Source organism: Streptomyces sp. NPDC002785 (assembly GCF_040295565.1).
Lineage (GTDB): Bacteria > Actinomycetota > Actinomycetes > Streptomycetales > Streptomycetaceae > Streptomyces.
In genome coordinates this window covers 1-13,526 of the sequence record NZ_JBEOVN010000191.1, presented here as the reverse complement: position 1 = coordinate 13,526, position 13,526 = coordinate 1, and the positions used below count along the sequence as shown (strand labels likewise).

The 13,526-nt window shown below is 69.9% G+C and carries 10 protein-coding genes and 1 pseudogene; 8 read left to right on the top strand and 3 right to left on the bottom strand.

Going from position 1 to position 13,526, the window contains the following annotated elements; all coding sequences use genetic code 11:
* The 3 genes from ABTZ94_RS30695 to ABTZ94_RS30685 all read left to right on the top strand — a co-directional run.
* On the top strand, nucleotides 1-344 hold a 344-nt coding region (locus tag ABTZ94_RS30695; RefSeq protein WP_351205584.1), incomplete at its 5' end, for a VOC family protein.
* A 20-nt stretch (nucleotides 345-364) separates the two neighbouring features.
* Nucleotides 365-502, top strand: a complete 138-nt coding sequence (locus ABTZ94_RS30690) for a hypothetical protein (protein ID WP_351205582.1) — start codon at nucleotides 365-367, stop codon at nucleotides 500-502.
* Nucleotides 503-779: 277 nt separating this feature from the next.
* Entirely contained in the window at nucleotides 780-3,176 is a 2,397-nt protein-coding gene (locus tag ABTZ94_RS30685; RefSeq protein ID WP_351205580.1) for an ATP-binding cassette domain-containing protein, read from the top strand.
* A 111-nt stretch (nucleotides 3,177-3,287) separates the two neighbouring features.
* On the opposite strand, the gene ABTZ94_RS30680 is transcribed toward ABTZ94_RS30685, so the two are convergent.
* From ABTZ94_RS30680 to ABTZ94_RS30670, 3 genes are read right to left on the bottom strand one after another with little or no spacing between them, the layout of a single operon-like run.
* Entirely contained in the window at nucleotides 3,288-4,304 is a 1,017-nt protein-coding gene (locus tag ABTZ94_RS30680; protein WP_351205578.1) for a TolB family protein, read from the bottom strand.
* Nucleotides 4,301-5,599 carry an MFS transporter gene (locus ABTZ94_RS30675; protein ID WP_351205576.1) on the bottom strand — a complete coding sequence of 433 codons (1,299 nt, stop codon included), beginning with the start codon at nucleotides 5,597-5,599 and terminating at the stop codon, nucleotides 4,301-4,303. Before ABTZ94_RS30675 ends, ABTZ94_RS30680 begins: the two co-directional genes overlap by 4 nt.
* Entirely contained in the window at nucleotides 5,599-6,945 is a 1,347-nt protein-coding gene (locus ABTZ94_RS30670) for a discoidin domain-containing protein (protein WP_351205574.1), read from the bottom strand. Before ABTZ94_RS30670 ends, ABTZ94_RS30675 begins: the two co-directional genes overlap by 1 nt.
* 572 nt (nucleotides 6,946-7,517) lie before the next feature.
* Here ABTZ94_RS30670 and ABTZ94_RS30665 point away from each other — a divergent pair.
* From ABTZ94_RS30665 to ctaD, 5 genes and pseudogenes are all read left to right on the top strand, one after another.
* Entirely contained in the window at nucleotides 7,518-7,979 is a 462-nt protein-coding gene (locus ABTZ94_RS30665) for an archease (RefSeq protein WP_351205572.1), read from the top strand.
* Nucleotides 7,980-8,006: 27 nt separating this feature from the next.
* The gene (locus ABTZ94_RS30660) at nucleotides 8,007-8,990 is read left to right on the top strand and encodes a CapA family protein (protein ID WP_351205570.1); all 984 of its coding nucleotides are present in this window, start codon (nucleotides 8,007-8,009) and stop codon (nucleotides 8,988-8,990) included.
* Nucleotides 8,991-8,995: 5 nt separating this feature from the next.
* Nucleotides 8,996-10,423 (top strand): RtcB family protein, encoded by a 1,428-nt coding sequence (locus tag ABTZ94_RS30655; RefSeq protein ID WP_351205568.1) that lies wholly within the window; start codon nucleotides 8,996-8,998, stop codon nucleotides 10,421-10,423.
* Nucleotides 10,424-10,825: 402 nt separating this feature from the next.
* Nucleotides 10,826-11,491, top strand: a pseudogene (locus tag ABTZ94_RS30650) (dienelactone hydrolase family protein); the annotation flags it as partial.
* 351 nt (nucleotides 11,492-11,842) lie between these two features.
* Nucleotides 11,843-13,483 carry an aa3-type cytochrome oxidase subunit I gene (ctaD, locus tag ABTZ94_RS30645; RefSeq protein WP_351205586.1) on the top strand — a complete coding sequence of 547 codons (1,641 nt, stop codon included), beginning with the start codon at nucleotides 11,843-11,845 and terminating at the stop codon, nucleotides 13,481-13,483.
* The last annotated feature ends 43 nt before the right edge of the window (nucleotides 13,484-13,526 follow it).

Sequence of the window (13,526 nt, the reverse complement as noted above, 5' to 3'; positions counted from 1 at the left end):
GCGACACCCTCGGCTTCGAGGTCCGCAACGACGTCGGAAACGGCAAGATGCGCTGGATCACGGTCGGCCCCGCCGACCAGCCCGGCACATCCATCGTCCTGGAGCCACCGGCCGCCGGCCCCGGCATCACCGACGACGAGCGCCGCACCATCGCCGAGATGATGGCCAAGGGCACCTACGCCCGCATCACCCTGGCCACCGCCGACCTCGACGGCACATTCGAGCGCCTGCAGGCCGGCGACGCCGATATCGTCCAGGAGCCGACCGAGCAGCCGTACGGGATTCGCGACTGCGCCTTCCGCGACCCCGCGGGCAACCTCATCCGCATCAACGAGCTCCGCTGAGCCGTCCGGCCATCGCAGCCATGACCTGCACAGACGGCACCGTGAAGCAGCCCGCACACGACGCCGGTGCCGGCCGTCCGGTGGCCACCGTCACCAACCCCGATGGCGCTGAGATGCCCGATCGCGAGCTGATGCGCGACGGCCGCTGGTCGGTCTGACGCCTCGGCCGGGCGTGCCGTGTGGCCTGGGCCCAGAGGCGCCACGGGCCGAAGCGGCATGGATGCCTTGGTTCTTGCGCCGACCGCGACCCGGCCGACGTCAGCCGGACGGGCGTCGCGACGCCCCGGCCGACATCGCCGATCAGGTGGACAGCGACCGTTGCCGCGACCGCGCCGACGAATGAGAACCGGACGTTACGCTCGAAGCTGGTCGGATCGAGCCAGGCGACGCCCACGGAGACCGCGAAGGCGGCTCCGCCCAACAGATGGAGACACGATGAGCATGACCACGAGGACGGACACGCAGTCGCCTGCGCCGCACGTTGCCGACAGCCACGACCTGATCCGTGTGCACGGCGCGCGCGAGAACAACCTCAAGGACGTCAGCATCGAGATCCCGAAGCGCCGGCTGACGGTGTTCACCGGTGTGTCCGGCTCGGGCAAGAGCTCGCTGGTGTTCAACACGATCGCCGGGGAGTCGCAGCGGCTGATCAACGAGACCTACAGCGCTTTCGTGCAGGGCTTCATGCCGACGCTGGCGCGGCCCGAGGTCGACGTCCTCGAAGGGCTGACGACCGCGATCATCGTCGACCAGCAGCGGATGGGTGCCGACCCCCGCTCCACGGTCGGCACCGCCACCGACGCCAACGCGATGCTGCGCATCCTTTTCAGCCGGCTCGGGAAGCCGCACATCGGCCCGCCCAACGCGTTCTCCTTCAACGTCGCCTCGGTCCGGGCGAGCGGTGCGTTCACGGTCGACCGCGGTGCCGACAGGACCAAGGCCGTGAAAAAGACCTTCACCCGCACCGGCGGCATGTGCACGCGCTGCGAAGGCCGGGGCAAGGTCTCCGACATCGACCTCACCCAGCTCTTCGACGACACCAAGTCGATCTCCGAGGGCGCGTTCACCATCCCCGGGTGGAAGTCGGACAGCTTCTGGACCGTGCGGCTCTTCGCCGAGTCGGGCTTCCTCGACCCGAACAAGCCGATCCGCAAGTACACCAAGAAGGAGATGCACGACTTCCTCCACCGGGAGCCGACCAAGGTGAAGGTCGAGGGCGTGAACCTCACCTACGAGGGGCTGATCCCCAAGATCCAGAAGTCGTTCCTCTCCAAGGACCGGGAGGCGATGCAGCCGCACATCCGGGCGTTCGTGGACCGGGCGGTCGCCTTCACCGCCTGCCCCGAGTGCGGCGGCACCCGTCTCAGCGAGGCGGCCCGGTCGTCGCGGATCGGCGGGATCAACATCGCCGATGCATACGCGATGCAGATCAGCGACCTGGCCGAATGGGTCCGCGGCCTCGACGAGCCTTCGGTGGCGCCGCTGCTCGCCGCGCTGCACCATACTCTCAACTCGTTCGTGGAGATCGGGCTGGGCTACCTCTCGCTCGACCGTCCGTCGGGCACGCTGTCGGGCGGCGAGGCACAGCGCGTCAAGATGATCCGCCACCTCGGCTCCTCGCTCACCGACACCACCTACGTCTTCGACGAACCCACCATCGGCCTGCACCCCCACGACATCCAGCGGATGAACGACCTGCTGCTGCGGCTGCGGGACAAGGGCAACACGGTGCTCGTCGTGGAGCACAAGCCGGAGACGATCGCGATCGCCGACCACGTCGTCGACCTCGGCCCCGGCGCCGGCGCGGCGGGCGGCACCGTCTGCTTCGAGGGCACCGTCGAGGGGCTGCGGGCCGGCGGCACCATCACCGGCCGCCATTTCGACGACCGGGCCTCCCTCAAGGAGACGGTGCGGACACCCACCGGCACGCTGGAGATCCGCGGCGCGACGGCGAACAACCTGCGCGACGTCGACGTCGACGTCCCGCTCGGGGTGCTTGCCGTCGTCACCGGCGTCGCCGGCTCCGGCAAGAGCTCGCTCGTGCATGGGTCGATCCCCGCCGGCGCGGGTGTGATATCGGTCGACCAGGGTGCGATCCGCGGCTCCAGGCGGAGCAACCCGGCGACGTACACCGGATTGCTCGACCCGATCCGTAAGGCATTCGCGAAGGCCAACGGCGTGAAGCCGGCGCTGTTCAGCGCCAACTCCGAGGGCGCCTGCCCCAACTGCAACGGCGCCGGCGTCATCTACACCGACCTGGCGATGATGGCCGGCGTCGCCACCACTTGCGAGGAGTGCGAGGGGAAGCGGTTCGAGGCATCGGTGCTCGACCACCACCTCGGCGGCCGCGACATCAGCGAGGTGCTGGCCATGTCGGTGACCGAGGCCGAGGAGTTCTTCGGCGTCGGCGAGGCGCGTACGCCGGCCGCTCACCGCATCCTCGGCCGGCTCGCCGACGTCGGGCTCGGCTACCTCAGCCTCGGCCAGCCGCTCACGACGCTGTCCGGCGGCGAGCGGCAGCGGCTCAAGCTCGCCACCCACATGGCGGAGAAGGGCGGCGTCTACGTCCTCGACGAGCCGACCACCGGCCTCCACCTCGCCGACGTCGAGCAGCTGCTCGGCCTGCTCGACCGGCTCGTCGACTCCGGCAAGTCGGTCATCGTCATCGAGCACCACCAGGCGGTCATGGCGCACGCCGACTGGATCATCGACCTCGGCCCCGGCGCCGGCCACGACGGCGGCCGGATCGTCTTCGAAGGCACGCCCGCCGACCTCGTCGCTGCCCGCTCCACCCTCACCGGCAAGCACCTCTCGGCCTACGTCGGCACCTGACGGCATCGCAGGCTTCCGCCGTCGGGCGGCTCGGATCACGCCGCGACCGCGCCTGTCACGACACCGAATGGGGCATGCCCGGTGGGCTGCTTCTGCCCCGGGCCACCTCGCTCAGCCCACCACCGCCGGCGACGACCCACCCGCCGCGGCCACGCGGGGTGCCCCGGTTCCGTCTGCGGGGACGGTCCAGATGTCGCTCGCCCGGCCGGCCGCGCCAGGCAGCGCGTAGGCGACCGTTTCGTCGTCCAGCCAGGCCGCCTGGTCGTCGACGCTGCGTGTCTCGGCGAGCGGCGTCTCACGCATGGTCCGCAGGTCAAGGGCGTACAGCCGCCAGGGCGCGGCCGGGTCGTCGGAAACCTTCTTCTTAAAGGCGATCCGAGTGTTGTCGGGTGACAGAGAGGGACACTCGGCATTCTGCCGCAGCGCCTTCGCCGACCAGTCCCTCATGTTGCCCTCGACGAGGTAGGTGCGGCCCTTGGTGGAGACGGTCGCGTAGAAGCGGTTGTCGTCGCGGGCGAAGGTCACTCCCCAGTAGTTGACGTCGGGGGCGTGGTAGCGGGCACCGTCGATGGTGAGGGGGATGTCCTCGATGGACTTGATGAGGTAGCCGGTGCGCAGGTCGAGGACGGCGGTCCGGGTGGAGAAGGCGGTGGTGGCGTACGAGTCACCGGTGGCGAACACCGTCCAGGACAGCATTCTCCCGGAGGCGGAGACGCGGGCCCGGGTGGGAACGCCCGGTACGGTGATCCGGCGCGTCTCGCGCAGCCGCCGGTCGAGAACGATTGCGTATGTCTTCGGCAGCACCCCGGGCTTGGCGCGCAGGCAGAGAGCGCTGTCACCGGAGGCGTAGAACCGGTCGCAGGCGGGGCCGCCGGGGGTGCGGGTGCCGGGGGCTCCGGCGAGCGGCTGATGGGCGACGCGTCCCGTGGCCGTGTCCCGGAAGTACAGCGCGGGCCCGGCGAGAGTGAACGAGGCGTCTGCGTCGGCTCGTTGACCCTCCGCCCGGTTCTCCGCGTGCAGGACGTACCCGACGGAGCCGCCCGCGAGGAGTAGTACCGCGGCCACCACGACGGCGATACGGGCCCGAGGGCCCAGCGGGGTCTCGGGGCTCTGGAACCTGGCACTCATGCGGTCCGCCTCTCGGGGATCTGGGCTCCCGGCCCCTCGGGGGCCTGGATGCCGGACGGGTTGCGCGGCAGCAGCGCCCAGGCGCCCGCGAGCGCAGCGAGCAGGGCCGATATCGCCGCCCACAGCGCGGGGCGCGGCCCCCACACCGTCCACGCGGCGCCGAAGCCCGCCGCGGCGAGCATCCGGGCCAGGGCCTGGCCGGTCTGGAGCAGGGCGAGTCCGCCCGCCCTGCCGTCGGCGGGCAGCACGGGTCCGGCGAGGGCCATCAGCACCCCGTCGGTAGTGGCGTAGAAGACGCCGAGCAGCACGAGGACGAGCACAAGGAGAAGCGGGGCCGGGCCGCCGTTCGGGGCGAGGAGTGTGGCGTACACACCGAGCAGCGCGACGTGTCCGTACAAGAACGGCAGCCGTCGGCCAACCCGGTCCGCGATCCGGCCCGCCGGGACCGCGAGCAGCAGATAGCACGCCGCCGCGCCGAGCGGCAGCAATGGGAACCAGCCGACGGGGAGGCCGAGGCGGCGCTGGAGCAGGAGGTAGACGAAGGCGTCACCGACGGTGGCGGCACCGAGCAGGGCGGCGGCTCCGAGAATCCGCCGGAAGGCGGGGTCACGGAGTGCCCCGAATGCCTTGCGTGGACGTGGAGTTGCGTTCGTTGGCGGTGTCGGGTGGCGCCCGGGAACGTACAGGACGAGGAGCAGTACCCCGAGCAGGCCGACGCAGAAGCTGACGACGAACACCGCGTCGTAGGCGTCGGCGGTCGCCCAGAGCAGGGCGAACGCGGCGAGCGGGCCGAGCAGGGCGCCCGTGGTGTCCATCGCTCGGTGCACGCCGAAGGACCGGCCCAGTGAATCAGGCCGGCTGCTCAGGGTGATCAGCGCGTCGCGGGGCGCCGTACGGATGCCCTTGCCGACCCGGTCGGCGGCGAGGGCAGCCGCGATCCCGGCCGTGGCTCCACCCGCGAGCAGCAGGCCGAGCCGGGAGCAGGCCGAAAGGGCGTAGCCGATCCCGGCGACCCGTTTGTGCCGGCAGCCGCGGTCGGCGGCGTGCCCGCCGAGCAGCCGCACGACGGAGGCGGCGCCGTTGAACAGGCCGTCCAGGAATCCGAATTGGAGAGGTGAGAGACCGAGTCCGAGGACGAGGTAGAGCGGCAGCACCGCGGTGACCATCTCGGAGGAGATGTCGGTGACGAGGCTGACCGTGCCGAGTGCCAGGACGGTGCCGGGGACGCGTCGGCCCACCCCGCCGGTGCGGGGCGGGGCCGGCGCATCCCGGCGGCCTGTGGTCGCCAGATACATCAGTGGCAGGCGTACTTCGGGCTGGTGTCCTTGTTCTTGCCGTCGGTGCCGACGTAGCTCCAGCTGTAGCCGGAGTCGGTGAAGTCCAGTTTCACGACGCCGTATTCACCGCTGATCCGCTTCTGGCTGTTGGGCTGGACGTTCTCGATGGGGTAAGGCTCGGCGCCGCCCATGCCTCCGACGATCTCGGTGATTCCGTCGGCTGTGGCCTTCCCGTCGGGGTTCTGTGGCGCGAACCGCTCGTAGTGGTGGTCGTGCCCGTTGAGCACGAGGTCGGCCTTGGCTCCGTACAGGATCTTCCAGACCGGCCTGCTGACCGGGTCGTTGCCGTGCCCGCCCGAGGAGTACAGCGGGTGGTGCCAGTAGGCGGCGACGCACGCCTTGCTGTTCTTGGCGAGGTCGGCCTTGAGCCAGTCGATCTGGGCGCTCCGGTCGAAGGAGTTGGAGTCGAGGGCGATGAAGTGCCAATTGCCCTCGTCGAAGCTGTAGTAGCTCTTGCCCTGGGGATACGCGATGGCCCCGTAGTAGGCCTTGTAGCCGGCCAGTGACCCGGCCGGATCGTACGTCTCGTGATTGCCCGGTACCGGATGCGTCTTGTCCTTGAAAGCGCCCCACGTCTTGTCGTAGTAGGCGCGGTAGTCGGCGATCCGTGCGTCGTCGTACTGGTTGTCGCCCATCGTCAGATAGAACTTCGGATCGAGCTTCTGGGCCAATGCGGCGGTCTTGGGGTGCGCGCAGGCGCTGTCGGAGGCGGTGCACTGGGCGGCGATGTCACCGGCGGCGACCACGGCGAAGGCGCCGGTCTGCGGAGGCGTGCCGCCGAGCGTGCCGTACACCTCGACCTCGTGCAGCGAGTAGCCGTAGGCGGTGCCGCGCGCGGTGCCGTACACGCGCAGGTATCGGCCCTTGCCGGAGAGGGCGGACCAGTCGTCGGTGCCGCCGTTCCCGGCCGTCTCGTCGGCGAGCCGGGTCCAGGTGGTGCCGTCGGTGGAGATCTCGATCCGGTACGCCTTGGCATACGCGGCCTCCCAACTCAGCGCCACCCGCGTGACGTCGGCGGTGGCACCGAGGTCGACGCGTATCCACTGTGGGTCCTTGCCCTCGGCGCTCGCCCAGCGGGTGGCCGGGTCGCCGTCGAAGGCGTTCTGCGGGCCGAGCCCGGAACCTTCGCTGGAGGAAGCGGTGGCGGGCTTGCCACGCGAAATGAGGGGGTCGGCGGCGGCGCCGGCCCGGTCGGGGTGGGCGAGCAACAGGCTGCCGACGAGGAGGAGTACGGCGGCGATGACCACGCCCACCGTACGGCGCCGCGTGGGCGCGAGAAGCGGAGCTGAGCCGTTCGGGTACATCCCTGGACTCCTGGCCTTGGGGGTGGCGAGAGCTGGGCATCGGTGCGCGACCTCGCACCCCGCCCCTCGTACGGGCAGGGGCGGCATCGTGGTGGCCGGGCCAGAGCTCTCACTGAGCGCGTCATGCCTACGGAGGTCAGGCACCGCGCCAGGCCACCGCCCGAGATGCTAGCGAACAGTAAACTTTCCTACCAGTCCCCCAACTCCCCTTGTTCTGACTCTCGTTCAGTCACGTCAGCGCTGCCGACCAGGCGGAGCAGGTCGCGCAATGGCTCCACTGCACGCGCCAGGCCCCGGCGGGCTTCATCTACGAAGGGCCGAGACCGAGCGAGACCGGCATGCGTGTGCTCCTTCACCAGCACGGCGAGACAACTCCCGTACGTCATCTACCGATTACCCACAGTCAACGAGGCGGGGGCGGCAAGTGAATGTGTGCAACGCCGACGGGTGCTCGCGCCTCGTGCCGGTTGCCCTGGAGCGGTGTACGGGACGACTCTGGAGGAGGCATCGCCTGCAGCTCAAGGAGCTCGGCATCAGGCTGTGCATCCGGAGACGACGGAGAGGCGCCGACCGTGGACGGTCGGGAACCTGCGGGGAAGCAGCCCGGCGCGTATGGCCACTGGGCTGTGCCCCACACCGCGGACTTGCGGGTGGAAGCGTGGTCGCCGACGGCCGAGGGCTGCATCGGCGAGGCGGTGCGCGCGGTGGTTGAGGGCTTCGCCGACACGTCCGGGGCCGCAGTCGTCGCGGAACGCGCATGTGCGTTCACTGCGGAGTCCGACGAGGATCTGCTGGTGTCCGTCCTGGAGGAGGTCGTCTACCGGATGGACACCGACGGTGAGATACCGCTCGACGTGGAGGTGGGGCCGATCCGGTCGGCAGGGGACGGCCGGGGCCTGTCGGTCCGCTTCCGGATGGCCGACGCCGACACCGCCGTGCCGGTCGGTGCGGTACCGAAGGCCGTTTCGCTGCACGACCTGCAACTGCGCGGCGGCCCTGGCGGCTGGACCTGCCGGGTGACCCTCGACGTCTGAGTACAGGACGGGGAAGGTGACGGGATCATGACCCTCACGGTGGCACTGGCCGGCGACACCATGCTCGGGCGCAGCGTCGCCGAGGAGCTGCGCCGCTCGCCGGTGCCGGGGACGCTGGTCTCCACAGGGGTCAGGGAGGTGCTCGCGGAGGCGGACCTGTTCGTGCTCAACCTGGAGTGCTGTGTCTCCGACCGCGGTCACCGCTGGCCCGACGCGCGAAAGGCCTTCTTCTTCCGCGCTCCCTCCGCCGCCGCGAAGGTGCTGGCCGAACTGGGGGCGGACTGTGTGACGCTCGCCAACAACCACGCCCTGGACTACGGGTTCGACGCCATGGCCGACACCCGCACCCTGCTGGCCAGGGCAGGCGTCCATGCGGTCGGCGCCGGGCCGGACGTACACGCGGCCCGGGAGTTCGCGGTGCTGGAGGCGGGCGGTGTGCGGCTTGCGGTGGTGGGTGTCACGGACCACCCGCAGGAGTACGCGGCCGGGGCGAACAGTCCCGGTGTGGCCTGGGCCGATCTTCACGCGGGGGTGCCCGGCTGGCTGAGGGAGACGGTGGGCCGGGCCGCTGCGGCGGCGGATGTCGTCCTGGTCACGCCGCACTGGGGTCCCAACATGACCTCCCGGCCGCTGCGCCACATCTCGGCCGCGGCCCCGGAGCTGCTGGCGGCGGGAGCGACACTCGTCGCCGGGCACTCCGCCCATGTCTTCCACGGGATCGCCGACCGGATCCTCTACGACCTGGGCGACTTCGTCGACGACTACGCCGTCGACCCGGTCCTGCGCAATGACCTGGGGCTCCTCTTCCTGGTGACCCTGGACGGCCCGGATGCCGCGCACCTGGTTCCCACCCGGGTCGAGGCGATGCCGCTGGCCCTGGACTACTGCCACACCCGCCTGGCGCGCGGCGAGGACCGGGAGTGGATCCGCGAGCGGCTCACCACCGCCTGCGCCGAGTTCGGCACCGCCGTCGCCGATCGGACCGGACGGCTGACGGTCGACTGGAGGTGAGGGACGTGGACATCGCACTGATGGAGAAGAGCCCGTACCGCTTCCGTATCGAGCAGCGGGAACCGATGCGCGTACCCGGGGTGGTGTTCGCCTCGCGGGCGCTGCTGCCGCAGGCGGCTGGGGACAAGGCGCTGGAGCAGGTGGCGAACGTGGCGACACTGCCCGGCATCGTCCGCGCCTCCTTCGCCATGCCCGACGTCCACTGGGGCTACGGCTTCCCGATCGGCGGGGTGGCCGCCACCGACATCTCCCACGGCGGGGTCATCTCGCCGGGCGGCGTCGGGTTCGACATCTCCTGCGGCGTACGGCTGCTGGCCTCCGGCATCGACCGCGAGGCGCTCGGCCACGACCGGATGCGGCGGCTGATGGACATCCTGGACAGCACCATCCCGCGCGGCATGGGGCGCGGCGGCCTGTGGAAGCTGTCGGGGGCCGGGGAGATGGACGAGCTGCTGGTCGGCGGCGCTCGGTACGCGGTCGAGCACGGCCACGGTGTACCGCGCGACCTCGCGCGCTGCGAGGACTACGGCGTCCTGGACGGCGCGGCCCCGGGGCAGGTGAGCACGCGCGCCGTAGAGCGCGGCCTCCACCAGGTGGGCAGCCTCGGCTCGGGCAACCATTTCCTGGAGGTCCAGGCGGTGGACCAGGTTTACGACACGGCTACCGCGGCGGCCTTCGGGCTGCGGGTGGGGCAGGTGTGCGTCATGATCCATTGCGGCTCGCGCGGCCTGGGACACCAGGTGTGCACCGACCACGTCCGCGTGATGGACCAGGAACTGCACCGGCACCGCATCCAGGTACCGGACCGGCAGCTGGCCTGCACGCCGGTCGACTCGCCGCGGGGCCGCGCGTACCTGGGGGCGATGGCGGCGGCCGCCAACTACGGCCGGGCCAACCGCCAGCTGCTGTCCGAAGCCACCCGCCACGCCTTCGCGACGGCTGCGGGAGTCGGTCTGGAGCTGGTCTACGACATCTCGCACAACACGGCCAAACTCGAGACCCACGAAGTGGACGGTGTGGCACGTCCACTGTGCGTCCACCGCAAGGGCGCGACGCGGGCGCTGCCGCCCGGCGACCCGAGCCTGCCCGAGGACCTGGCCCAGGCGGGCCAGCCGGTACTCGTCCCCGGGACAATGGGCACCGCCTCGTACGTGATGGTCGGCCTGCCCGGCAACGACGCCTTCCACTCCGCCTGCCACGGCGCCGGCCGGGTCTGGAGCCGCCACCACGCGCTGCGCATGGTCCGTGGGGAGCGGCTTCGCGGCGAGCTGGAGGCCCGGGGCATCGCCGTGCGCCCCTCCTCGTGGCGTGGTCTTGCCGAGGAAGCGCCGGAGGCGTACAAGGACGTCGACGCGGTCGCCGCCGTCACCGAGGGCGCCGGACTCGCCCGGCCGGTCGCCCGGCTGGTGCCGCTGGGCGTCGTCAAGGGATGAGCCGGGACGGAGCGGGAGAGATGGGCACAGCTTCCCCGGAGGCCCTGGTCCGTGCGGTGCGCTCGGCCGGTGTCCGCGACGAGCGGCTGCTCCACGCGCTCCCGCGCGGTTCGGCGGCAGCACGCAGGCTTGCCGAACCTTCGGACATGCTCCGACCAGCCGGTACAGAGGGGCATGGAACCCTGGCACGCCGAAGCGGCGATCACGATGGGCTCCGGTGGTGAAGCCGCTCGCGCATCGGCAGAACGCGAGTAGCGTGGAGGGTGCAGGGTCGGCAAGAAGCCCGGCCCAAGGCCGAGATGACGGATGGCCGTCCTGCGCCTTGGGACAGCGTCGGGCAAAGGAGCCGACCTTCTTGAGGGCATCGAGCAGCGGCACGTAGACGCAGCAACCGTGGGAGGAGCGGCGATGACGGCCGCGGATCCGGAAGTCGTCGTACATGCCGGACCGGTCCGGCTTTACGGGCACCTGACTGTCCCCGAAGGGGCCACGGGCATCGTGGTGTTCGCGCACGGCAGCGGCAGCAGCCGGCACAGCCCGCGCAACCGCTTCGTCTCGACCTCGCTGAACAAGTCTGGCCTGGCCACGCTGCTGTTCGACCTTCTGACGGCGGAGGAAGAACTGGACCGCGCCCACGTCTTCGACGCCGCTCTGCTGGCCCGCCGCTTGGCCGACGCCACCCGCTGGCTGCTCGATCAGCCCGAGACCCAGGACTTCGCGGTCGGCTACTTCGGCGCCAGTACCGGCGCGGCCGCCGCATTGTGGGCGGCGGCGGAGCCGGACTCCCCGGCCGTGGCGGTCGTCTCCCGCGGCGGCAGGCCCGATCTGGCCGGACCCCGCCTGCCTGCAGTGACCGCGCCCACGCTCCTCATCGTCGGAGGCGAAGACGACATGGTGCTGGACCTGAACCGCCAGGCCCAGGCACTGCTGCGCTGCGAGAGCCGACTGGCAGTGGTCCCCGGCGCCACTCACCTGTTCGAGGAGCCTGGTGCTCTGGGAAAGGTGGCGGACCTGGCCAGAGAGTGGTTCGCCGACCACCTGGGTCGTCGTGCGGGACCAGGAGGTTGATCGCCGGCGCACCGCACGGACCTGGTCCGCTGCCCAGAGCGCAGTCGCGCATTCCCGCCCGGACAGACATGCCGTCACCCGGTCGGCCCGGTCGCTCGCACCAGAACTGACGGCTGTCCGGCTCATGCCCCCGCGCATCCTGGGCGCCGCGGGACCCTGGGACACCCGATCGGAGCACCGGTGATCTGGTGAAATTCGAGGTGTCACCGCCAGTCGTACGGGCCGTCCACGGTGGCAGGCTCCACCATCGAGTCAACCTGGCGGGACGGAGAACCGATGGCGCAGGACCTGCAGGAAGCCGCGTCGGCCGAGCCGGTGGCCAACAGGCGCATCAATGCCGGTGTGAGGCTCATGGGCTGGCTGACGACCACGGACCACAAGGTCATCGGCAATCTCTACATGGTCACCGCGTTCGGGTTCTTCCTGCTGGCCGGATTGTTGGCCATGCTCATGCGAGCGGAACTGGCCCGGCCAGGGCTTCAGATCGTCGGCGCAGAACAGTACAACCAGCTGTTCACCGTCCACGGCACCGTCATGATGCTGCTGTTCGCCACGCCGATGTTCGGCGGCTTCGCGAACGCCATCATGCCGCTGCAGATCGGCGCGCCCGACGTCGCCTTCCCTCGCCTCAACGCGCTCACCTACTGGCTCTTCCTCTTCGGCGGAATCATCGTGGTGTCCGGATTCGTGGTGCCCGGCGGCGCGGCGCACTTCGGCTGGTTCGCCTACGCCCCGCTGAACAGTGCCGTCTTTTCGCCCGGCGCCGGCGGAGACCTCTGGACCATGGGCCTGGTGCTGTCGGGGATCAGTACGACCCTGGCATCGGTCAATTTCATCACTACGATCGTCTGTCTGCGCGCCCCGGGGATGACCATGTTCCGGATGCCGATCTTCACCTGGAACATTCTGTTCACTTCGATCCTCGCGCTGCTCGCTTTTCCGGTGCTCGCGGCCACCCTGCTCGCCCTCGAAGCTGACCGGAAGTTCGGAGCGCATATTTACGACCCCGCCAACGGCGGGGCTCTGCTGTGGCAGCACCTGTTCTGGTTCTTCGGTCATCCCGAGGTCTACATTGTCGCGTTGCCCTTCTTCGGAGTGGTGAGCGAGATCATTCCCACCTTCAGCCGAAAGCCGATGTTCGGGTATTTCGGAATGGTGATGGCCACGGTCAGCATCACCATGCTCTCGGCGGTTGTCTGGGCCCACCACATGTTCGCGACGGGAGCCGTGCTCCTGCCCTTTTTCTCCGCCATGTCGTTCATCATCGCCGTGCCCACCGGCGTCAAGTTCTTCAACTGGATCGGCACCATGTGGCACGGCAGTATCTCGTTCGAGACACCCATGCTCTGGGCGATCGGCTTCCTCGTGACATTTCTCCTCGGCGGCCTCAGCGGAGTACTTATCGCCTCACCCCCGCTGGACTTTCATTTCACCGATTCGTACTTCATCGTCGCCCACCTCCATTACGTTCTCTTCGGAACAGTGGTCTTCGCGATGTTCGGCGGCTTCTACTTCTGGTGGCCCAAGTTGACCGGCCGCATGCTGGATGAACGCGTCGGACGTATCCATTTCTGGACCTTGTTCGTCGGATTTCAGCTGACCTTCCTGGTCCAGCACTGGCTGGGAGAGGCTGGAATGCCCCGGCGTTACGCCGACTATCTCTCGGCGGACGGCTTCACCTTGCTCAATACGATCTCGTCCGCCGGCTCCTTTCTGCTGGGCCTGTCGTCCCTGCCGTTCCTGTACAACGTGTGGCGCACCAGCCGCTACGCACCGAGGGTCGAGGTGGACGACCCGTGGGGGTTCGGCCGTTCCCTGGAGTGGGCGACCTCCTGTCCACCCCCGAGGCACAATTTCCGGGCTTTGCCCCGCGTACGTTCAGACTCGCCGGCCTTCGACCTGCACCACCCCCTCACGCCGGAGAAGGCGGGGACTCGCCTCGGCCGCGGGGGGGGCCCGGCCCCAACGGGCGCCCGAGAGGAGTGGGGATAGGAAGAGGACACCGGAGTAAAACATACACCCGCCAGAGTAACGG